The 19,428-nt window shown below is 69.1% G+C and carries 20 protein-coding genes; 11 read left to right on the top strand and 9 right to left on the bottom strand.

What is annotated here, in order from left to right:
- Positions 1–5 precede the first annotated feature (5 nt).
- Positions 6–974 carry a WD40 repeat domain-containing protein gene (locus tag ACIHFB_RS32435; protein WP_400128826.1) on the bottom strand — a complete coding sequence of 323 codons (969 nt, stop codon included), beginning with the start codon at positions 972–974 and terminating at the stop codon, positions 6–8.
- Between the two features lie 89 nt (positions 975–1,063).
- Between ACIHFB_RS32435 and ACIHFB_RS32430 the strand changes: the two genes are divergently transcribed.
- The 3 genes from ACIHFB_RS32430 to ACIHFB_RS32420 all read left to right on the top strand — a co-directional run bounded on the left by ACIHFB_RS32430 (position 1,064) and on the right by ACIHFB_RS32420 (position 3,081).
- Positions 1,064–1,738 (top strand): SGNH/GDSL hydrolase family protein, encoded by a 675-nt coding sequence (locus ACIHFB_RS32430; protein ID WP_400128825.1) that lies wholly within the window; start codon positions 1,064–1,066, stop codon positions 1,736–1,738.
- A gap of 105 nt (positions 1,739–1,843) precedes the next feature.
- Positions 1,844–2,431 (top strand): Uma2 family endonuclease, encoded by a 588-nt coding sequence (locus tag ACIHFB_RS32425; RefSeq protein WP_400128824.1) that lies wholly within the window; start codon positions 1,844–1,846, stop codon positions 2,429–2,431.
- Between the two features lie 14 nt (positions 2,432–2,445).
- Positions 2,446–3,081: a 1,4-alpha-glucan branching protein gene (locus ACIHFB_RS32420; protein ID WP_400128823.1), complete on the top strand. Its 636-nt coding sequence runs from the start codon at positions 2,446–2,448 to the stop codon at positions 3,079–3,081.
- 3 nt (positions 3,082–3,084) lie between these two features.
- On the opposite strand, the gene ACIHFB_RS32415 is transcribed toward ACIHFB_RS32420, so the two are convergent.
- A complete protein-coding gene (locus ACIHFB_RS32415; protein WP_400128822.1) occupies positions 3,085–3,489 on the bottom strand; it encodes a hypothetical protein in 405 nt (134 codons plus the stop codon).
- Between the two features lie 119 nt (positions 3,490–3,608).
- Between ACIHFB_RS32415 and ACIHFB_RS32410 the strand changes: the two genes are divergently transcribed.
- From ACIHFB_RS32410 to ACIHFB_RS32400, 3 genes are read left to right on the top strand one after another with little or no spacing between them, the layout of a single operon-like run.
- Entirely contained in the window at positions 3,609–4,385 is a 777-nt protein-coding gene (locus ACIHFB_RS32410) for a Scr1 family TA system antitoxin-like transcriptional regulator (RefSeq protein ID WP_400128821.1), read from the top strand.
- Complete coding sequence (locus ACIHFB_RS32405) at positions 4,382–4,558, top strand: DUF397 domain-containing protein (protein ID WP_400128820.1); 177 nt, start codon at positions 4,382–4,384, stop codon at positions 4,556–4,558. The genes ACIHFB_RS32410 and ACIHFB_RS32405 overlap by 4 nt, the downstream gene beginning before the upstream one ends.
- A gap of 30 nt (positions 4,559–4,588) precedes the next feature.
- A complete protein-coding gene (locus tag ACIHFB_RS32400) occupies positions 4,589–5,584 on the top strand; it encodes an aldo/keto reductase (RefSeq protein ID WP_400128819.1) in 996 nt (331 codons plus the stop codon).
- A gap of 341 nt (positions 5,585–5,925) precedes the next feature.
- Here ACIHFB_RS32400 and thpR read toward each other — a convergent pair whose 3' ends face one another.
- Positions 5,926–6,498, bottom strand: coding sequence for an RNA 2',3'-cyclic phosphodiesterase (gene thpR, locus ACIHFB_RS32395; RefSeq protein WP_400128818.1), 573 nt, complete (start codon positions 6,496–6,498; stop codon positions 5,926–5,928).
- A gap of 26 nt (positions 6,499–6,524) precedes the next feature.
- On the opposite strand from thpR, the gene ACIHFB_RS32390 reads away from it, so the two are divergent.
- Positions 6,525–7,043 carry a GNAT family N-acetyltransferase gene (locus tag ACIHFB_RS32390; protein WP_365275717.1) on the top strand — a complete coding sequence of 173 codons (519 nt, stop codon included), beginning with the start codon at positions 6,525–6,527 and terminating at the stop codon, positions 7,041–7,043.
- A 40-nt stretch (positions 7,044–7,083) separates the two neighbouring features.
- Here the strand turns inward: ACIHFB_RS32390 and ACIHFB_RS32385 are convergent, their stop codons facing one another.
- Together ACIHFB_RS32385 and ACIHFB_RS32380 are read right to left on the bottom strand one after the other, a co-directional pair.
- Positions 7,084–8,442, bottom strand: coding sequence for an MFS transporter (locus tag ACIHFB_RS32385; RefSeq protein WP_365275714.1), 1,359 nt, complete (start codon positions 8,440–8,442; stop codon positions 7,084–7,086).
- 25 nt (positions 8,443–8,467) lie between these two features.
- Positions 8,468–8,905, bottom strand: a complete 438-nt coding sequence (locus ACIHFB_RS32380) for a MarR family transcriptional regulator (protein ID WP_365275712.1) — start codon at positions 8,903–8,905, stop codon at positions 8,468–8,470.
- Positions 8,906–9,059: 154 nt separating this feature from the next.
- Between ACIHFB_RS32380 and ACIHFB_RS32375 the strand changes: the two genes are divergently transcribed.
- The gene (locus ACIHFB_RS32375) at positions 9,060–9,242 is read left to right on the top strand and encodes a ribbon-helix-helix protein, CopG family (protein ID WP_210588969.1); all 183 of its coding nucleotides are present in this window, start codon (positions 9,060–9,062) and stop codon (positions 9,240–9,242) included.
- Positions 9,243–9,249: 7 nt separating this feature from the next.
- On the opposite strand, the gene ACIHFB_RS32370 is transcribed toward ACIHFB_RS32375, so the two are convergent.
- Positions 9,250–10,701 (bottom strand): NCS2 family permease, encoded by a 1,452-nt coding sequence (locus ACIHFB_RS32370; RefSeq protein WP_365275709.1) that lies wholly within the window; start codon positions 10,699–10,701, stop codon positions 9,250–9,252.
- Between the two features lie 151 nt (positions 10,702–10,852).
- On the opposite strand from ACIHFB_RS32370, the gene ACIHFB_RS32365 reads away from it, so the two are divergent.
- Together ACIHFB_RS32365 and ACIHFB_RS32360 are read left to right on the top strand one after the other, a co-directional pair.
- Positions 10,853–11,137 carry a DUF2530 domain-containing protein gene (locus ACIHFB_RS32365; RefSeq protein WP_365275707.1) on the top strand — a complete coding sequence of 95 codons (285 nt, stop codon included), beginning with the start codon at positions 10,853–10,855 and terminating at the stop codon, positions 11,135–11,137.
- Between the two features lie 104 nt (positions 11,138–11,241).
- The gene (locus ACIHFB_RS32360; RefSeq protein WP_400128817.1) at positions 11,242–13,635 is read left to right on the top strand and encodes an HAD-IC family P-type ATPase; all 2,394 of its coding nucleotides are present in this window, start codon (positions 11,242–11,244) and stop codon (positions 13,633–13,635) included.
- Positions 13,636–13,724: 89 nt separating this feature from the next.
- On the opposite strand, the gene ACIHFB_RS32355 is transcribed toward ACIHFB_RS32360, so the two are convergent.
- Both ACIHFB_RS32355 and ACIHFB_RS32350 read right to left on the bottom strand, forming a co-directional pair.
- Complete coding sequence (locus ACIHFB_RS32355) at positions 13,725–14,582, bottom strand: hypothetical protein (RefSeq protein ID WP_365275701.1); 858 nt, start codon at positions 14,580–14,582, stop codon at positions 13,725–13,727.
- Positions 14,583–14,804: 222 nt separating this feature from the next.
- A complete protein-coding gene (locus ACIHFB_RS32350; RefSeq protein WP_365275699.1) occupies positions 14,805–15,677 on the bottom strand; it encodes a calcium-binding protein in 873 nt (290 codons plus the stop codon).
- A 228-nt stretch (positions 15,678–15,905) separates the two neighbouring features.
- Here ACIHFB_RS32350 and ACIHFB_RS32345 point away from each other — a divergent pair, with 228 nt between their 5' ends.
- Positions 15,906–16,229, top strand: coding sequence for a hypothetical protein (locus ACIHFB_RS32345; RefSeq protein ID WP_365275696.1), 324 nt, complete (start codon positions 15,906–15,908; stop codon positions 16,227–16,229).
- Between the two features lie 70 nt (positions 16,230–16,299).
- On the opposite strand, the gene ACIHFB_RS32340 is transcribed toward ACIHFB_RS32345, so the two are convergent.
- Positions 16,300–19,419, bottom strand: coding sequence for a sacsin N-terminal ATP-binding-like domain-containing protein (locus ACIHFB_RS32340; protein WP_400128816.1), 3,120 nt, complete (start codon positions 19,417–19,419; stop codon positions 16,300–16,302).
- Between the last annotated feature and the right edge of the window lie 9 nt (positions 19,420–19,428).

Below are 19,428 nucleotides of genomic sequence, written 5' to 3'. Positions count from 1 at the left end.
CAGGCCTACGACCGTCGCCGCAGCAGCCTCTTGAACCCGAGTACGACGGCGAGTCCTACGGCGACGGCGAGGGCGCCGACCTTGAGGTTGTCGTTGTCCCCGTCACCGCCCGCCGCCGAACTCCCGCTGCCGGAAGGGGAGTCGGAGGACCCGGAGGAGCCGTAGGGCACGTCCTTCGCCTCCACCTCGCTGCCCGCCCCCTCGCTCCCGAGCATCAGCTTCTTCCCGTCGACGCTGTAGGTGACGGACTCCCCCTGCCCGAGCGGCACGCTGATCCGCCCCTGGCGTTTGATCTTCCCGCCGTTCCATTCGTAGGAGATCCCGCCGAAGTATCCGCGTACGGCGAGCTGTTCGCCGTCGGGCGAGAAGGCGGCGTCCGTGGCCCACAGGTCGACGGCGACGGTGGGCTTGAAGACATTGGTCCCGGAGGAGGAGAGCTTGGCCGGCCCCTCGTAGAGATGCCCGCCGTCCTCCTGCTTGTCGATGATGTAGACGCGGCCGGTCTTGGGGTGGACGACCATCGACTCGGCGTCACGGGAGCCGTTCGAGTACTTCACCACGTACTGCGTGGCCTTGACGCTCTGGTCGGTGAGGTTCTTGGGCTCGGGCAGCTGGTAGATCCACACATAGGGCCAGGTGACTCCGTCGTTGTCGCCGATGTCGCCGACCCAGATCTGGTTGTCCGGACCGATCGCGATGGCCTCGACGTCACGCGGCGTGCCCACACCGGTCATGGTGATCGTCGCGACGGTCTTGCCGGTGCCGCTGTCCACGGCGTAGAGGTAGGCGCCGTCGTCCTGGTCGTTGTGCGTCCAGTAGATGCCGGGGTGCTGGCGGGAGGCGGCGAGGCCGCTGGACTCGGTGATGCGGGGGTCGCTGATGGTGAAGGTCTCGTCGCCGTCGGCGGCGGAGGCGGGCACGGTGAAGGCACCCACGAGGAGGACCCCGGCAAGGAACGCGAGCAGTCGGCGCATGTCCCCAAGACTGCCATCCCGGCCGTTGGTTCGAGGGAGGTGGCGGGCCTCACACCCCACCCGCTCCGCTGATCGTCCATCATGAGCGGATGCTCAGGTTCATGCCCGTCGGCGACTCCCAGACGATCGGAAGCGCGGGCGAACACACATGGCGCTACCGAATGTGGCAGCACCTGCGCGAGACATACGGCGGCCCCTTCGCCCTGGTCGGCCCGCGCGAGACGCTCTACGACAAGGCGACGGGCGTCCCCACGTCGTACGAGTACGCCGACCCCGAATTCCCCCGCGCCCACCTGGCGGGCTGGGGCGAGGGCTGGCTGCAGATGGCTCCGCTGATCGGCGAGGCGGTGCGGTCGTGCAAGGCGGACGTGCTGCTCGTCGCGCTCGGCCTGATCGACCTGGGCTTCTACACGAACGCGGAGCAGACCGCGGAGAACGTCCACCGCTTCGTGGCCGAGGCGAGGGCGGCGCGCCCGCGGGTGCGGATGGCGATCCTTCCGGTGATCCCGAACGTCCGGGCCGAGACGGACGCCCCCTTCGCCGCGGAGGTCGCCCGCTTCAACGAGCTGCTGGCGAAGGCGGTCGCCGACCTGGACGAGCCCCGCTCACCCCTTCTGCTGGCCTCGCCGCCGTCGTCGTACGACATCAACCTCGACACCTACGACGGCACCCACCCGAACGCGAGCGGCGAGCACAAGATCGCGGAGGCTTTCGCGGACGCGATGTATCAGGCGTGGGACGTGGGCGAGCCGTACGAGGCCTGACCTTCGACCGGGGTGTGGCTTTCCTCTCAGTGCCCAGGTCGCCGTGCGTATCGTTGTACTGCGCGGCTGGGCTGGTGCATGGGTCAGCCGGGGAGGAGCGCCACGATGACCGTCCTTGAAGACAGGATCGCGATGGCCGAGAGCGACAACGAGAGCACGCTCGACGAGATGTTCGACCGGCTCGAGACGATGCCCGTCCCCGAGGGATACAAGGTCGAGATCGTCGAGGGGACCGTCTACATGTCGCCGCAGCGGGACACCCACTGGGAGATCATCCTGGACATCGTCGAGCAGTTGCGGACCAAGTACCCCCGGAAGCGAGTGAAATCCGACGTCCGGATCGACTACCCGGGTCATCTCAACGGCTTCGCCACCGACGTGACGGTCGTGAAGGAGGGCGCGGCAAAGACAGAGAAGGGCCACTGGCGCCACGAAGACGTCGAGTTCGTCGCCGAGGTCATTTCCAAGGGCACCGCGGCCAACGACTACGGCCCCAAGAAGACCGCCTACGCCACCGCCGAAGTCCCCGTGTACGTCATCGCCGACCCCTACAAGGGCACGTGCTACGTCTACACCCAGCCCAAGGCAGGCGACTACATCACGAGGACGAGGGTCGACTTCGGCACCGACATCGACCTGACCGGCACCGTCGTCGACCTCACCCTCAAGACCGACGAGTTCCCCCGCGACTGACAGAATCCCGTCGCATGGCGATCATCCACCGCACCACCCTCAAGCCCACCAAGCTGGAACTGCTCACCACCTGGCTGCCCACCCGCCCGTGGTACGTCGGTCAGGGCACACCGGAATTGACGAAGGCCGGCGGCTTCCGGCTCGACGATCCGGCAGGTGAGGTCGGTATCGAGTTCATGGTGGCCATGGACACCTCGGGCCCTCACCCCACCGCCTACCTGGTGCCCCTCACCTACCGCGGCGCCCCGCTGCCCGGCGCGGAAGCCGCCCTCATCGGCACCATGGAGCACGGCGTCCTGGGCCCCCGCTGGGCCTACGACGGCTGCCACGACCCGGTGTCGGCCGCGCAGCTGCTCGCCCTGATCGAGGGCCGGACGCAGGCCCAGGCGCAGAGCACCAGCGACACCCCCGACCGCGAGGTCACCCGCTCCTACACCGGCGACGGCCCCCTCCCCACGATCGCCTCCGCCAAGGACGACGAAGAGGGCACCGAACTGCTGGCCCAGGACGGCACGCCTCTCCGTCTCCGCCGGGTCCTGCGTCCCGCCACCGCCGTCCCTCCCCAGGGAGCCTTCGGCCACGTCATCGGCGCCTGGAACCTGCCGGACGGCTCACGGACCCGCGGTCTGTTCGTGTCCGTCGGCGCCTGACCGTCAGGCGGCCGCCACCACCGCCGACAACAACTCCCCCACCACGAACGGCACTTCAGCCGACGGCACCGACCGCCACCCCAACGGCCACGTGACCCCCGTCAGTGCCGGTACGCCCACGTACGCCAGGATGCCGTCACCGCGCGTGAGAGCACGGACGCCGGGCGGCCAGCGGTGCGCGGACGCGGTTTGCGGAGGCAACAGGAAGTACATGTTCCGCTCGCCCGTGAACTCCTGGACGACCGGTCCCGCGTCGAAGTCCGTGGCGGACATCAGCTCGTTGGCGACGCGTTCCCCTTCAGCTCCTCTGATGCGTACGGCATCGAAGTGGATGCCGGCGTGTCGAAGGGCGTGGCCGGACGCGGGGATCCAGGCCGGGATCCAGGGGGCGGCGATTCCCTCGTTCATGCCGCAAATGGTTCCGGGCGCTCACATACTGTGACCAGGGGTTTGCAAGGGTGGTGCGGGGCTGTGCAGTTGGGGAGGTTGTTGTGCACTCCGGTGAACGGGGCTCGGGAAACCTTGAAATGTTCGGCTCGTTGCTGCGGTTCTATCGCGAGCGCGCCGGGATGACACAGGAGAACCTGGGCGGCTACGTCCAGTACTCCAAGTCCCAGGTGGCCATGGTGGAGCGGGGAGAACGACCACCCAAGGGCAAGCTCATCGAAATCGCGGACGAGGTCCTCGGTGCACAAGGTGCACTTCTGGCGGCGGGCAGGAAGCTGAAGGCAAGCCGGTTTCCGTCGTGGTTCGAGGACTACGCGGAGCTGGAGGCGAAGGCGACCGCGATCTATATGTACGCGAACCACGTGATCCCCGGGTTGCTCCAGACCGCGGCCTACGGACGAGCAACCTTCGACGTCTACCGACCGCCCCTGGAGGACGACGAAATCGAGGCCCGCCTGGCGGCGCGCCTCGACCGGCAACAGGTCTTGGCGCGCAAACCCCTGCCGGTCGTGGGCTTCGTACTGGAGGAGCACGTCCTCAAACGCCCGCTCGGCGGCGAACAGTCCCTCAAGGAGCAGTTGGGCCACATCCTGGAGGTCGGCCAACGGCGCAACGTCGAGATCCAGGTGATGCCAACTGACCGCCTGATCCACGCAGGGCTCGACGGTCCAATGATCCTGCTGGAGACCAAGGACGACGGCCGGATCGCCTACGTCGAAGGACCCAGCAATGGCTACTTCGTCGGCGAACAGCCCGACCTGGGCCACATGTTCGCGCGATATGGCATTCTGCGAGCGCAGGCCCTCAATCCCGAGGAGTCGGCGCAGTTGATCAGCGAGGTGGCGGGCAGGCTATGAGCACGGACCTGAACTGGTTCAAGAGCAGCTACAGCAGCGGCCAGGGCGGCGAGTGCGTCGAAGTGGCCCACACCCCCACCACCATCCACATCCGCGACTCCAAAACCCCCACCGCCCCCACCCTCCGTCTCACCCCGACCACCTGGTCCACCTTCCTCGCGTCGCTTGCCTAGAGCGCACTCCACGACGTTGGCTAGGTAGTCATGAAGTACACGCAGCTAGGACGCACGGGACTGAAGGTCAGCCGAATCGTTCTCGGCACCATGAACTTCGGTCCGCAGACCAACGAGGCGGACAGCCACGTCATCATGGACGCGGCGCTGGACGCGGGTATCAACTTCTTCGACACGGCCAACGTCTACGGCTGGGGCGAGAACAAGGGCCGTACCGAATCGATCATCGGCAACTGGTTCGCGAAGGGCGGCGAGCGGCGCGACAAGGTCGTGCTCGCCACCAAGGTCTACGGCAACATGGCCGCGGACGGCGCCCCCGCCTGGCCGAACCACGACAAGCTGTCGGCGGTCAACATCCGGCGGGCGGTCGACGCCAGCCTGAAGCGGCTACAGACCGACTACATCGACGTCTACCAGTTCCACCACATCGATCGAGCCACTCCCTTCGAGGAGATCTGGCAGGCCATCGACGTGCTGGTGCAGCAGGGGAAGATTCTTTACGTCGGCTCGTCCAATTTCCCCGGCTACAAGATCGCCCAGGCCAACGAGCTGGCCGCCCGGCGCGACGGCACCATCGGCCTCGTGAGCGAGCAGTGCCTCTACAACCTGGCCGAGCGGCGCGCCGAGATGGAGGTCATCCCGGCCGCGCAGGACTACGGCCTCGGGGTCATCCCCTGGTCACCGCTGCACGGCGGTGTGCTGGGCGGGGTCATCAAGAAGGAGGTCGAGGGCGGTCGCCGGGCGAGCGGCCGGGCCGCCGACTACCTCGCCAACCCCGCCACCCGGGCGCAGGTCCAGTCGTACGAGGACCTGCTGGAGAAGCACGGCGTCGAGCCGGGTGAGGCCGCTCTCGCCTGGCTGCTCACCCGCCCCGGCGTGACCGGTCCCATCGTGGGCCCCCGAACCGCCGAGCAGCTGGAGTCCGCGCTGCGGGCGGTCGAGCTGGAGCTGAGCGAAGACCTGCTGACCGGCCTAGACGAGATCTTCCCCGGCCCGGGCCCCTCCCCGGAGGCCTTCGCCTGGTAAACCCCGGCGAGGGGCTGTGTTGATCTGCGGCTCAACCGCGTGGGCGCGACAAGCCCCCACCGGACCCGCAGGTCACCACAGACCCGCTGGCCCGGACCCTCTCCGGGCCCGCGCCCGGCAACCCCGGCGACAGGAGCGCCCCTTCAGGGGCGCGGGGAACTGCGCGACGAGCCCCCACCGGCCCGCAGGTCACCACGACCCGCAGTTCCCCAGCCCCACCGCAGAGCACTACGCACTACGCGCTACCTGCCGAGCGCGGAAGCCAACGCAACGACAATGAACAAAAGAACAAGCGCACCGGCCATGATCCGGTTCCGGATTTTCGGTTCCACGCATCGAGACTAACCGGCCGCCCCCAGCACCCAACGGGCGACCACCTCATACCGCGGCCGCTCCCCCGGCGCGCCCGATTTGGGCAGATTACTGCGGACCAGCGCCAGTTCGTCCACCGACCAGGTCCGGCCGGTGAACCCGTCGAGGGCCTCGGCATACGGCCGTACATCCACCGCGTCCCGGCTCCTCGCCACCGTCAGATGAGCCTTGTACCGCCGGTGCTCCCCCATCGGCACCCCGGCCTTCCGCGCGGCGGCCTCCGCACGCTCCGCCAGCAGCCGCAGTGCCGCGAGGTTCCCTTCCGCTCCCGCCCACAGCGCCTTCCCGCGCCCGAACTGCCCACCACCCTGTACGGCCAGCGGAAACGGCTCGCTGCGGTGAGCGACGCGCTCCAGCCGGGCCGACAGATCCGGTACGAGGTCGTCGTCGACCTCACCGTAGAACGCGAGCGTGAAGTGCCAGCCGGGGCGGCCGGTCCAGCGCAGCGCGTCCGCTCCGGGCAGTTTGTGCAACTCGTCGATCTCGGCGGCGAGTTCGCGGACGACATCCTCGGGCGGCAGTACGGCGGCGAAGAGTCTCATGGGGTCCAGCCTGTCACCATGGGGGCATGGAGATCACCATCAGAGAAGGCGGGCCCGACGACGTCCCCGCGATACTCGGCATGCTCGACAGCTGCGTGGAGTGGCTGGTCGCGCAGGGGCGCCCGGGACAGTGGGGGACGAAGCCCCTGTCGGAGCACTCGAACACGGTGGAGTCGGTCGTCCGGTACATGGACGAGGGCGACGTCTTCATCGCCGACGTCGACGGCGTGCCGGCCGCCACCCTCACCCTCACCGACTCGCCCGGCGCCTATCTGGCCCACCTCCCGCCGCCCGGCGAACCCGAGCGGTACATCCACTGGCTCGCCTCCGACCGCCGCTTCAAGGGCCACGGCGTGGGCAGCGCCCTCATCGCGCACGCGGCCGAGGAGACCCGGCGGGCGGGCGTCTCACTGCTGCGGGTCGACTGCTATGCGGGCGACGACGGCAAGCTCGTCCGCTACTACGAGAGCAACGGCTTCGTCCGCACCGAGGCGTACCAGGCGAAGGGCGACTGGCCGGGGCAGGTGCTGGCCCGGCGGGTGTAGCCCGCCGGAGCCGCGTCCCTGCGCCGCCCCCGTCAGGTGCTCATGCCACCGCCGTCAGTTCCTCCTGCTGCTCCCTCGGGACGAACCGCACCACCGGGTACCCACGGGTCCAGCCCACCGACAGGCGCAGATTGCCCGCGCGGGCCAGGATCAGGCCGATCACGGCGGCGGCCGTGGCGGCGATGGTGCCGCCGATGGCGAAGCCGACCCGGGCGCCGTACGCGTCCGTGATCCAGCCGACGATCGGTGCGCCGACCGGCGAGCCGCCGAGGAACACCATCATGTAGAGGGACATCACCCGGCCGCGCATGGCCGGGTCGGTGCCCATCTGGATGCTGGTGTTCGTGGTGACGTTCACCGTCATCGCGAAGACGCCGATCGGGACCATCAGCAGGGCGAACAGCCACAGCGACGGGGCCAGCGCGGCCACCACCTCCAGCAGACCGAAGGCCACGGCCGCCGCGATCAGCACCCGCATCTTCGCCGTGCCCCGGCGGGCCGCGAGCAGCGCTCCCGCCACCGAGCCCACGGCCATCAGCGTGTTGAAGAGGCTGTAGGAGCCGGCGCCCGCATGGAAGATGTCGTCCGCGAAGGCCGACAGATACACCGGGAAGTTGAAGGCGAACGTGCCGGTGAAGCCGACCAGGACGATCGGCCAGATCAGTTCGGGACGGCCCGCGACATACCGCAGACCCTCGCGGAGCTGACCCTTGCCGCGCGGGGCGCGCTCGACGACGTGCAGCTCACGCGCCCGCATCAGCAGCAGACCCGTCATGGGGGCGATGAACGACAGGCCGTTGAAGAGGAACGCCCAGCCGGTGCCGACGCCGGTGATCAGGACGCCCGCCACGGCGGGGCCGATCAGGCGGGCGGACTGGAAGTTCGCGGAGTTCAGGCTGACCGCGTTCTGGAGCTGGTCGGGGCCGACCATCTCGGAGACGAAGGACTGGCGGGCCGGGTTGTCGACGACCGTGGCCAGACCGACCACGAAAGCGGCGAGGTAGACATGCCAGACCTCGACGTGGCCGGAGAGTGTGAGGAACGCCAGCGCCAGGCCGGTCAGGCCCATCGCCGTCTGCGTCACCAGCAGCGTGGGGCGCTTGGGCAGACGGTCGACGAGGACGCCTCCGTACAGACCGAAGAGCAGCATCGGGAGGAACTGGAGAGCGGTCGTGATGCCTACGGCCGTGGAGGAGCCGGTGAGACTGAGCACCAGCCAGTCCTGGGCGATGCGCTGCATCCAGGTGCCGGTGTTGGAGACGACCTGGCCCATGAAGAAGAGGCGGTAGTTCCGGACCTTGAGCGAGCTGAACATCGAGGACTTGCGTGCCACGGGATCGTCAGGGGTGTCGGGGGTGGTCGGTGCGGGTGCGGAGTCTGCTCCGGGTCCCGTACTCAACAGCGTTCGCCTCCTCTTTTGACTTCTACAGATGTGCGAGCTTCTCCAGCACGGGGGCGGCGGCGCGCAGTTTCGCCCACTCGTCCTCGTCGAGCCCGTCGGTCAGGGTGGCCAGGAAAGCGTTCCGCTTGCGGCGGCTCTCCTCGAGCATCGCCTCGGCCTGCTCGGTCTGGGTGACGACCTTCTGCCGCCGGTCCTCGGGGTGCGGCTCAAGGCGGACCAGCCCCTTGGCTTCGAGCAGCGCGACGATGCGGGTCATCGAGGGCGGCTGCACATGCTCCTTGCGGGCGAGTTCGCCCGGGGTCGCGGTGCCGCAGCGGGCGAGGGTGCCGAGCACCGACATCTCGGTGGGGCTCAGCGATTCGTCGACGCGCTGGTGCTTGAGCCGACGGGACAGCCGCATGACGGCAGATCGCAAGGAGTTCACGGCGGCAGCGTCGTCGCCATGGTTAAGGTCCGACATGTTCTTTAGCGTAACTCATTACCCTCTCTAAAGACCACTCCCGTGCGCGCAAATGCCCATGACCCCGGCCACGGAACCCTCTCGTCACCCGTACGGGTGAGTTGATTCCGGAAAGTGACGCGGCGCCCGGTTCGATCCGGCGACCCTCGTACGCATGGGGACCAGCGTGCTCAGCCTGCGGATAGACGGGGAGCTGCTCGACCGGCTCCGTGACCATGCGGCGAAAAGGGGAATGAGCGTCCAGGACTATGTGGTCCGGACGCTCATTCGCGACGACTTCGACGAGCGGTTCCAGACCGCCGTCGAGGAGACGGAGAGGTTCTACGGGGTCACGTGAGCGCCGCTCACGTCAGGCCGAGCGCCGGCATCAGGTAGTAGAACGCGAACACCGCCGACACGACGTACATCGCCACCGGGATCTCCTTGCCGCGGCCGGCCGCCAGGCGCAGGACGACGAAGGTGATGAAGCCCATGCCGATGCCGTTGGTGATCGAGTAGGTGAAGGGCATCAGCAGCATCGTCACGAAGGCCGGGATGGCGACCGTGTAGTCGGCCCAGTCGATCTCCTTGACCGAGCCGGCCAGGATCAGGAAGCCGACCGCGAGCAGCGCCGGAGTGGCCGCCTGGGACGGGACCATCGTCGCGACGGGCGTCAGGAACAGCGCCACGGCGAACAACGCGCCGGTGATGACGTTCGCGAAGCCGGTACGGGCACCCTCGCCGACGCCGGCCGTGGACTCCACGAAGCAGGTGGTGGCCGAGGAGGAGCTGGCACCGCCCGCGGCGACCGCGATGCCGTCGACGAAGAGGACCTTGTTGATGCCGGGCATCTGGCCCTGCGCGTCGGTCAGCTTCGCCTCGTCGCTGACGCCCATGATCGTGCCCATCGCGTCGAAGAAGCACGACAGCAGGACCGTGAAGACGAAGAGGACGCCGGTGAGGATGCCGACCTTCCCGAAGCCGCCGAACAGGCTGACCTCGCCGATCAGGCCGAAGTCGGGGGTGGCGACCGGGTTTCCGGGCCAGGTCGGCGTCGTCAGGCCCCAGGAGGGGATGTCCGCGACCGCGTTGATGATGACGGCCAGTGCCGTCATCGCGACGATCGAGATCAGGATCGCGCCGGACACCTTGCGCACGATCAGCGCCAGCGTGAGCAGCGTGCCGAGGATGAAGATCAGCACCGGCCAGCCGTTGAGGTGACCGTCGGCGCCGAGCTGGAGCGGGACGGTGGTCTGGGCGGCGTCCGGGATGCGGGAGATGAAACCGGAGTCGACCAGGCCGATCAGCATGATGAACAGGCCGATACCGATCGAGATGGCCTTGCGGAGGCTGTACGGCACGGCGTTCATGACGCGCTCACGCAGCCCGGTGGCCACCAGCAGCATCACGACGAAACCGGCCAGGACCACCATGCCCATCGCGTCCGGCCACGACATCCGCGGGGCGAGCTGGAGCGCGACCACCGAGTTCACGCCCAGACCGGCGGCCAGCGCGATCGGCACATTGCCGATGACGCCCATGAGCAGCGTGGTGAACGCCGCCGTCAGGGCCGTCGCGGTGACCAGCTGACCGTTGTCGAGCTGGTTGCCGTACATGTCCTTCGCGCTGCCCAGGATGATCGGGTTCAGCACGATGATGTAGGCCATCGCGAAGAAGGTGGCGAAACCGCCGCGGATCTCGCGCGGCAGCGAGCTGCCCCGCTCGGAGATCTTGAAGAAGCGGTCGAGTGCGCCGTAGCCGGGCTGTGCGCCCGGCCCTTCGGGCGCGGGGGCCTTGGCAGGGGCCGAGGTGGACATGCGGTTCCTCATCACCAGCGGACTCCCCCAAGCCCGATTTGGTCTTTCCTACGAACAGAAGTGGTCAAAGACAAACGGTTTCAGTATGAACGTATGACTCGATAGGCGCTATCTCCGCGCGTAGACAGATCTACCTCGTAAGCTGTCCTGCATGGCGAAGTGGACCCCAACACGCGAGGCGCCGGAGCCCCTGGAGGGCCCCGTGGTCGGTACGGTCACGGGCGGCACGATCCTCTGGTTCGTCCTCTTCCTGGCACAGCTGCCCTTCTACGGCTGGTTCGACGACCATGGCCACACCTGGTGGCTGTGGACCTGTCTGGCCGGCGGCGGCCTCGGCCTCATCGGAATCTGGTACGTCCGGGGCCGCGACGCGGCGCTCAAGCGAGCGGCTCTCGATCAGCCCAGGGAAACGACCGGCGAACCCCAGTCGTCCTGATGAGTCCGCGCCCTACAACCAGGGCACGACACCCCTCCTCCCCAAGTCGGAACTTCCGCCCACTCGGCGGGTGAAGGCGTAAATCCGCACGTACCGTCGAATGCATGACGCACATCGACGCGGGCGCCGAACTCGATCCCGTGCACCCCATACCCACCGACGTGGCGGTGACCGGGCTCACCGCGGCCGAGGTGGCCGAGCGGGTCGCGCGCGGGGAGGTCAACGACGTCCCGGTGCGCAGCAGCCGCTCCACCGTCGACATCGTCCGCGCCAACGTCTTCACCCGGTTCAACGCGATCATCGGCGTGCTCTGGGTGATCATGCTGTTCGTCGCGCCGGTCCAGGACAGCCTGTTCGGCTTTGTGATCCTCGCCAACACCGCGATCGGCATCGTCCAGGAGTGGCGGGCGAAGAAGACCCTCGACTCCCTGGCGGTAATCGGCGAGGCCCGGCCGACGGTACGGCGGGACGGGGTGGCCTCCGAGGTCAGTACGTCGGACATCGTCCTGAACGACCTGATCGAGATCGGGCCGGGCGACAAGGCCGTCGTCGACGGGGTGTGCATCGAGGCCGACGGTCTCGAGATCGACGAGTCGCTGCTCACCGGCGAGGCCGATCCGGTCCTCAAGCGGCCCGGGGACCAGGTGATGTCCGGCAGCTTCGTCGTCGCGGGCGGCGGCGCGTTCCAGGCGACCAAGGTGGGCCGTGAGGCCTACGCCGCCCAGCTCGCCGAGGAGGCCTCCCGCTTCACGCTGGTCCACTCCGAGCTGCGCACCGGCATCTCCGAGATCCTCAAGTACGTGACGTGGATGATGATCCCGGCCGCGATCGGCCTGATCATCACCCAACTGGTCGTCAAGGACAACGACTTCAAGGACTCCATCGCCCGCACCGTCGGCGGCATCGTCCCCATGGTCCCCGAGGGCCTGGTCCTGCTCACCTCGGTCGCCTTCGCGATCGGCGTCATCCGCCTTGGCCGGAAACAGTGCCTCGTCCAGGAACTCCCCGCCATCGAGGGCCTCGCCCGCGTCGACACCGTCTGCCTCGACAAGACGGGCACGCTCACCGAGGGCGGCATGGACGTCACGGAACTCCGCCCCCTCCAGGGCGCGGAGGAGCCGTACATACGCCAGGTGCTGGGCGCGCTCGGCGAGTCGGACCCCCGCCCGAACGCGTCCTTGCAGGCGATCATCAACGCCTACCCCGACTCCGACTCCTGGCGCTGCACCGAGTCCCTCCCCTTTTCCTCCGCCCGCAAGTACAGCGGCGCCTCCTTCAGCGAGGGCAACGGCGAGTCCAGCACATGGCTCCTGGGCGCCCCGGACGTTCTACTGACCGACGACGACCCGACCCTCGCCGAGACGGACCGCCTCAACGAACAGGGCCTACGAGTACTGCTGCTCGCCCGCGTCTCCCGCGACCTGGACGACCCCGAGGTCGCGGCGGACGCCCACCCCACCGCCCTGGTCGTCCTGGAGCAGCGACTGCGCCCCGACGCCGCCGACACCCTGCGCTACTTCGAGGAGCAGAACGTCCGCGCCAAGGTCATCTCCGGCGACAACGCGGTGTCGGTGGGCGCGGTGGCGAGCAAGCTGGGCCTTTCTGGCACGACGGTGGACGCGCGCCGCCTCCCCACCGACAAGACCGGCATGGCGCAGGCCCTCGACGAGGGCACGGTGTTCGGGCGGGTCACCCCGCAGCAGAAGCGGGACATGGTCGGGGCCCTCCAGTCCCACGGCCACACGGTCGCGATGACCGGCGACGGCGTGAACGACGTACTCGCCCTGAAGGACGCCGACATCGGCGTGTCCATGGGCTCGGGCTCGGAAGCCACAAAAGCCGTAGCCCAGATCGTGCTGCTGAACAACAGCTTCGCCACGCTGCCCTCGGTGGTGGCGGAGGGCCGACGGGTCATCGGCAACATCACGCGGGTGGCGACCCTGTTCCTGGTCAAGACGGTCTACTCGGTCCTGCTGGCGATCCTGGTGGTCTGCTGGCAGGTCGAATACCCGTTCCTGCCTCGCCACTTGACCTTGCTGTCGACGTTGACCATCGGCATCCCGGCGTTCTTCCTCGCCCTGGCGCCCAACAAGGAACGGGCGAGGCCACACTTCGTGCGCAGGGTGATGCGCTACTCGATCCCCGGCGGCGTCCTCGCAGGCCTGGCCACCTTCGCCACCTACCTGATAGCCCGCCACTACTACACCGGCGACGGCGCCCTGGACGCGGAGACCAGCGCCGCCACCCTCACCCTGTTCCTGATCTCCATGTGGGTACTGGCCATCATCGCCCGCCCCTACACCTGGTGGCGCATCCTCCTCGTCGCCGCCATGGGCGCCGGCTTCCTGATCGTCCTGATCGTCCCCTGGCTCCAGAACTTCTTCGCCCTGAAGCTGGTGGGCGTCACGATGCCGTGGATCGCCGTCGGCATCGCCGTGGTCGCGGCGGCCGCCCTGGAGGTGCTGTGGAGGTGGGTCGACCGCCACTTCTCCGCTTAGCGCTCGGCATCAGCCACGACGGTCCGCTTTCGGCTGCGGCACCGTCGTGGCTGATCGCGCAGTTCCCCGCGCCCCCAAAGGGGCGCGTTCTACTGCACGTCTACGTAGTCACCGGCGACAGTCGCTGGTGCCGTTGTCGCCGAACCCGCGAAGGTAAAGCGGTAGTAACCGTCCGTGGCGGCCGTGACCGTGGTCTTCAGGGCGCCCGTCGAGGTCGACGTGATGCCCTTGACGTTGGTGTAGTTGGTGGTGCCTGCCTTGCGGAACTGCAGGACCACCTTCTGGCTGCCATAGCCCGCGTAGGTGTTGGTGTCCCAGTTGGCGCGGGTCAGCTTGCCGGTGACCGTGATGGTCTTGCCCTTCTTCACCGGCTCCGGCGAGGCGTTGACCGTCAGCTTCGACAGGCGCTGGACCTTCTGGGTGCCCAGGTCGCCTTGCCACTTGTAGTCGCTGTCACCGAGGGCGAGGGCGCCGACCTTCCAGGTGCCGGCCCTGCCGTTGGCCAGGTCCGCGTCCTCGTTCGAGGAAGCCGGGCGGAACTGGATCTTGGCCGTGCAGTTGAGGACGGTCGAGGATGCGGCGGTGCAGGTGCCAGGGTTGTCGCCACCGAAGAGGTCCGTCGGCGAGGTGACCGACGTGCCGCGGTAGAGCAGCGGGCCGCTGTCGAAGGAGCCGGCGCTGAGGCTCGCGGGGTGCGTAACGGTGTAGGTGGCGGTAACCGTGACCTGGGCCGTCGCACCGACGACGATCGCCTTGCCCTTGTTGACCTTCATGTTGGAGAAGGTGACGTCCAGCGTGTCAGCGGCGGCGCTGGACGCCGCATCGGCGGAGGCGGAGCTGAACGTTGCCTTGCCGGAGGGTGCGTCGGCGGCCTCTGCGGCCGGAACGGCGAAGGCGGAGAGGGCCAGGACGCCGGTGACGGCGGCCACGGTGGCTCTTGTGCGCATGCATTCCCCAAGTGGAGAAGGGGGTCCCGGCACTGTTCGTTCCCTACGGCTCGTCGTCGGCACGGGACCCAAGTGATCATGGAGTCTGTTGACTCGCGTGATCAGATTTGCGGCGTAGTGGAATGGTTGTGCGGATGGCGCGAGATTTGTACGGAAAATATCAAGGTCCCTCACGAGTCCGGCCCCGGACGGCTCCGGGGCCGGACTACAAACGTGCGATGCCTACCGCACGCCGACGTAGTCGCCGGTTGCGACGGCCTGCGCGGTGCTGGAGATACCCGGGTAGCTCAAGCGGTGGTGACCGTCGACGGTCGCCGTCGTGGTCGTCTTCGCGGCACCGCCCGTGGTGGACTTGATGCCCTTCACGGTCGCGTAGGCACTGGCACCCGACTCACGGAACTGCAGGTGCAGCGCCTGGCCGCTGAGGCCGACGTACTTGCCGGTCTCCCAGTCGGCGCGGGTCAGCTTGCCCGTCACCGAGATGGTCTGGCCCGCGTTCACCGGCTCCGGTGCGGCGTCGGTGGTCAGCTTCGCGAGGCGCTGGACCTTGTGGGTCTTGTAGAAGTCGTTCGCGTAGACCTCGCCATCCGCGGACAGGGCAGCCGCGGTGACGTGCCAGGTACCGGCCAGCGCGTTGGCGTACAACTCGCCGACCCCGTCGCCGTGCAGACCGGGCGAGGCCGTGATGGTGAGCTTGCAGGTCGACGTCGTGGCGCTGATCGCCGTGCAGGTGGCCGCCTCCTCGTTCGGCGGGAGGTAGCCGTCGATGTCGTTCTCGGGGTCCGTGCCGTGCCAGAGGTCCATGTAGGCATCCACGATGCCGCTGGGGTGGCTGGCGGTCAGGGACACCTCGAAGGTTCTGACGGTCGTGGTGCCGAAGACCAGCGCCTTGCCGGCGTTGACGGTCACGTTGGACACCTCGGGCGCCGCCTGGGCGGCGAACCCGGACCTGGCCGAGGAGCCCCCGAAGCGCTCCTGGGCACTCGGCTTGTCGATGCTCACGGTGCCCTGCACGTCGGCCTGAGCGGCCGGAACAGCGAAGGCGGAGAGGGCCAGGACGCCGGAGAGGGCGGCCACGGTGGTTCGTATGCGCATGCGTTCCCCACGTGGTGTGCGGACCCCGACACCGGTCGTTCCTCACGGCTCGTCATCGGCGCGGGACCCAAGTGATGGTGGAGTCTGTTGACTCCCGTGAGGAGATCCGTAGCAGTCGTGAAAGGTTGTACGGATACGGTGAACTCGCTTGCGAACTCGCGCTGAGTGAACGCCAGTTGTTCGCGAGGTGACGGAGGAGTGCTTCGCGGATCGGGTGCTGGGAGGCAAGTGAACGACAAGAAGTTCATTGAGAAGATCCGCGACCGGCCGGGGATGTACGGCCTGGACGGCACCTACTATCCGACGGCCATGTTCATCACCGGCCTTGACATCGGCACGTCAGGGAAGTTGCTGGAGGGGTTCCGTGAGTGGCTTCTCGCTCGCAAGGGCGAGGAGAGCAGCTTCACATGGATCCCAACCGTCCTCGAGGACGCCTTCCCCGGAACCGGCATCCGGCACTGGAAGTCTCTGACGGAGAGCCAGCAACAGCCCGCCGTGGACCACCTGTTCGATCTACTGCTCGCCTTCCTGGCCGAGCGGGTGGGCGACTAGCCGAGACCGGCTGCACTACGCAGACGGCCGGCCCACCGGATTCCCCTCCGGTGGGCCGGCCGTTTCGGGCTCAGTCGAACCACCGATCCCGAGCCAGCTCCTCCGTCCGCGAAGCATCCTCCAGCAACGCCGCCACCTCGAACCGCCGAGGCCACTGACGGGACGCCCAGGCAAGGCCCGCGGCGACGCCTTCCAGGGTTGCGGCGTGCAGGACGCCGTCAGTCGTCAGCCGCCAGTCGATTTCCACGCCGTCGACGACGAGTTCGTCGTGTTCGACGTACGAGGACGGGGTCAGCGCGCCCAGGAGTACGCGTACCGAATCGGGTACCTCGTGTTCGGTGCCCTCCGAGTCCACTGAACCGGTGACGGACTCGCTCAACCGCCGTACCTGGAACAGTTCGGCCAGCTCTGCCGCTCGGGACGGGCGGACCGGCAGCAAGGGCACGCCGTCCGTGAAGGGGAGCAGGTCGGGGGAGTCGACCACGACCGCGTCGGCCGCGTCCACCACGACCACGTCGCCGTCGACCACCGCTCGCAGGTCGTCCGGCAGGGTCACCTGCTCGGGGTCCAGGTCGGCCAACGCGCTGTACAGGGCGTGCAGTTGGGCGCCGGTGACTTCGCGGTCGGGGTCGGCGAGGCGGTCCAGGAGTTCGGCGGCGCCGCCGGGCTCGTCGAGGAGGGCGGCGACAGAGGTCCGTACGCCGAGTGCCCGCAGTACCTGTTCGTCCTCGAACCCGGTCGCGTCGGCCTCGTCGTAGAGGCCACGGAGGAGGGGGTCGCCGCCGGCGGCCAGCAGACCGGCCGGGCGGCGGCCGTCCAGGACAGGGTTCCCGCGCAGCCACCATGCGGTGTACGGCCGTACGGTCTCGTGCGTGCCGTCGGGGAGGAGGATCCGGACGGGCTCGACGATCGCGTCGCGCAGCGGCGGCTTCGACAGCAGGGCGAGGGCCTGGGGCCAGCTGTCGTCGTCCACCAGGTCCAGGTCCCGTACGGCCACCAGCTCCGTGGCCACCGGCGGTACGGGCGTGTCCGGGAAGCGGTCGAGGATGTCCTCGCACCAGACGTCCACCGCGTCCAGCAGACCCGCGTCGTCGGGCTCGGCGAAGTCGCCCTCGCGCGGCTCCAGTTCATCGGGATCCAGGACGACGTCCGTGGCCCGTACGAGCGCGAAGCCGGCCAGTACGCCGCAGGCCGCGAGCGGCTGCTCGCCCCATTTCTCGGCCAGCTCGGTGTCGACCGCGGCCAGTTCCCCTTCCCGCATGACCTGGGCGAACGGGCTGCCGGGGAGGACGAGTTCGCCCGCGGGGGCCAGATCCCCCTCCTCGTCCGGCAGGGCCAGGGCACCGAGCCACGGCTCGTCGCCGGGCTCCAGCGCCGCATCCCGTACGAGCGCGAGGACGGTGTCGGCCAGCTCCTCGGCGTCGAGCGCGGCGTCCTCCTCCCAGGAGAGCCCGCCGTCCTCGTCCAGGGAAGCGGCGACGGCGGCCCGTACCTGCGGAGTGGTGAGCACGGCGCGCGGGGTCGCGGGCAGGGCGCCCAGCTTCTCCAGGAGCGGATGCGCGCCGTCCGGATGGGCGACCTTGAGCCCGAGCCGGGCGAGCATCTCCGGGTCGATACGGGAGGCGTCCGAGGTGGGGAGCAGGACCTGCCGGGGGCCGATGGTCGTACGTCCGTCGGCGAGCGGGACCGGGAGGCCGGAGAGCCGGTCCGGGTCGACCCCGGCGAGGCTGTCGTACAACCGCCGCCACCAGCCCGGCTCCTTCTCCAGCCCGGCGAGGCGATCGATCGCATCGGTCAACGGAACCCGCGCGACCCCCAACGTCCGCAGCTCCACCCGCCGTTCGAGCCCGGCGGGCAGCAGCGTGGGCAGCACCTCGGCGAGGACGCTCACCGTGTCGGCACCGGCGCCCTCGACGATCTCGGCGTCACGGGGGCGGAGCGACTCGGGCAGTTCGTCGTCTTCGGTGCCGTGGACGGCAGGGGGCAGGAACGACGTACGCGGCAGGCGATCGAGGATCGCCTGCCGCAGCGCGCCGTCCAGCTCGCCCTTGCCTAGCGGCCCGGGGACGAGGCCGATGATGCCGGTGCTCACCGGGCGCCAGTCGGCGAGCAGTTCGGCGTACGCGTCGGCGGCCTTCTGAACGAGGAAGTCGGTCAGCGGGCCGGGGGCGGTGTGCCGCCGGGTGGTGTCGAGGGGGAAGGAGGCGATGAGCAGCGCGGGCACGCCGAGGGGCTCGTCGCTGGGGGTGGGCGCGTGGACGACGGCGCTGGTGCGGGGGCGGGCCGGGGAACCGTCGTCGTCGACCGGGACGGCCCAGGTGACGGACCAGTGCGGGCGCAGGCGCTCCTCGGTGGGCCGGTCGGCGAGCAGTTCGGGCGTGAGCGGACCGTGCGCGGACACGCTGCGCCACCCCGTCGTGCCCTCCCTGCTGTCCTCTACGACCGTCAGGGCGCCCTCGGTGCGGCGGCGCAGGGTGCGGACGTCATCGGTCTCGATCACGACCTCTTCGAGGCCGGGCAGGGCGAGGAGGAGGGCGTCGTCGACGGCGTGCAGGAGGCGCTCGGCGAGGTCGGCGGCGGCCGTGTCGCGGAGCGGGAGGATGACGACGGTGTCGTACGGGTCCGGGGCCGTGCCCTCGGCGGCGAAGGGGAGCCGGAGGAGCGGGACATGCCCGTCGCGCCGCCGGATCTCGTCCCCGAGGCCGGGGCTGTGCCGTGCCGTCTCCGCGGCCAGCTCGCGGGCCTCGACGAGGGACCAGCGGACACCGCCGTGCCGGCCGACGACCGCGGGCTCGTCGGTCACGGCGAGTACGGCGGCGAATCCGACGCCGAAGCGGCCGACCGCCGTATCGCGGGCGTCCCGTTTGGCGGAGGCACGGAGAGTGGCCAGGGACTCGACGCCCGCCGCGTCCAGGGGAGCGCCGGTGTTGGCGGCGAACAGGACGCCGTCGCGGAGGGTGAGCCGGAGCCGCCCGGGCACGCCTGCCCTGGCCGCGGCATCGGCGGCGTTCTGCGCGAGCTCGACGACGAGCCGGTCCCGATAGCCGCCGAGGACGAGGTCCTCCTCGGCGTTGGCGTCCTCGCGGAACCGGGCGGGGCTGGTGGCCCAGGCGTCGAGCACGCCGCGACGCAGGCGGGCCGTCCCGAAGGGGTCCGCCCCCTCGGCAGCCGGCCGCACGAACTTACTCACGTACCTTCA

It is taken from the genome of Streptomyces sp. NPDC051963 (genome assembly GCF_044593495.1).
GTDB lineage: Bacteria > Actinomycetota > Actinomycetes > Streptomycetales > Streptomycetaceae > Streptomyces.
Note: the sequence above shows the minus strand (reverse complement) of the source record. Positions and strands in the feature narration are given on the sequence as shown.

Bases quoted from the DNA above. Each gene is read 5' to 3' on its own strand.
- ACIHFB_RS32370 (WP_365275709.1), bottom strand. From the start codon at position 10,701: ATGTCCACCTCGGCCCCTGCCAAGGCCCCCGCGCCCGAAGGGCCGGGC.
- ACIHFB_RS32420 (WP_400128823.1), top strand. From the start codon at position 2,446: ATGGCGATCATCCACCGCACCACCCTCAAGCCCACCAAGCTGGAACTG.
- ACIHFB_RS32350 (WP_365275699.1), bottom strand. From the start codon at position 15,677: ATGCGCATACGAACCACCGTGGCCGCCCTCTCCGGCGTCCTGGCCCTC.
- ACIHFB_RS32415 (WP_400128822.1), bottom strand. From the start codon at position 3,489: ATGAACGAGGGAATCGCCGCCCCCTGGATCCCGGCCTGGATCCCCGCG.
- thpR (WP_400128818.1), bottom strand. From the start codon at position 6,498: ATGAGACTCTTCGCCGCCGTACTGCCGCCCGAGGATGTCGTCCGCGAA.
- ACIHFB_RS32365 (WP_365275707.1), top strand. From the start codon at position 10,853: ATGGCGAAGTGGACCCCAACACGCGAGGCGCCGGAGCCCCTGGAGGGC.
- ACIHFB_RS32360 (WP_400128817.1), top strand. From the start codon at position 11,242: ATGACGCACATCGACGCGGGCGCCGAACTCGATCCCGTGCACCCCATA.
- ACIHFB_RS32430 (WP_400128825.1), top strand. From the start codon at position 1,064: ATGCTCAGGTTCATGCCCGTCGGCGACTCCCAGACGATCGGAAGCGCG.
- ACIHFB_RS32435 (WP_400128826.1), bottom strand. From the start codon at position 974: ATGCGCCGACTGCTCGCGTTCCTTGCCGGGGTCCTCCTCGTGGGTGCC.
- ACIHFB_RS32410 (WP_400128821.1), top strand. From the start codon at position 3,609: ATGTTCGGCTCGTTGCTGCGGTTCTATCGCGAGCGCGCCGGGATGACA.
- ACIHFB_RS32400 (WP_400128819.1), top strand. From the start codon at position 4,589: ATGAAGTACACGCAGCTAGGACGCACGGGACTGAAGGTCAGCCGAATC.
- ACIHFB_RS32390 (WP_365275717.1), top strand. From the start codon at position 6,525: ATGGAGATCACCATCAGAGAAGGCGGGCCCGACGACGTCCCCGCGATA.
- ACIHFB_RS32405 (WP_400128820.1), top strand. From the start codon at position 4,382: ATGAGCACGGACCTGAACTGGTTCAAGAGCAGCTACAGCAGCGGCCAG.
- ACIHFB_RS32425 (WP_400128824.1), top strand. From the start codon at position 1,844: ATGACCGTCCTTGAAGACAGGATCGCGATGGCCGAGAGCGACAACGAG.
- ACIHFB_RS32375 (WP_210588969.1), top strand. From the start codon at position 9,060: ATGGGGACCAGCGTGCTCAGCCTGCGGATAGACGGGGAGCTGCTCGAC.
- ACIHFB_RS32380 (WP_365275712.1), bottom strand. From the start codon at position 8,905: ATGTCGGACCTTAACCATGGCGACGACGCTGCCGCCGTGAACTCCTTG.
- ACIHFB_RS32355 (WP_365275701.1), bottom strand. From the start codon at position 14,582: ATGCGCACAAGAGCCACCGTGGCCGCCGTCACCGGCGTCCTGGCCCTC.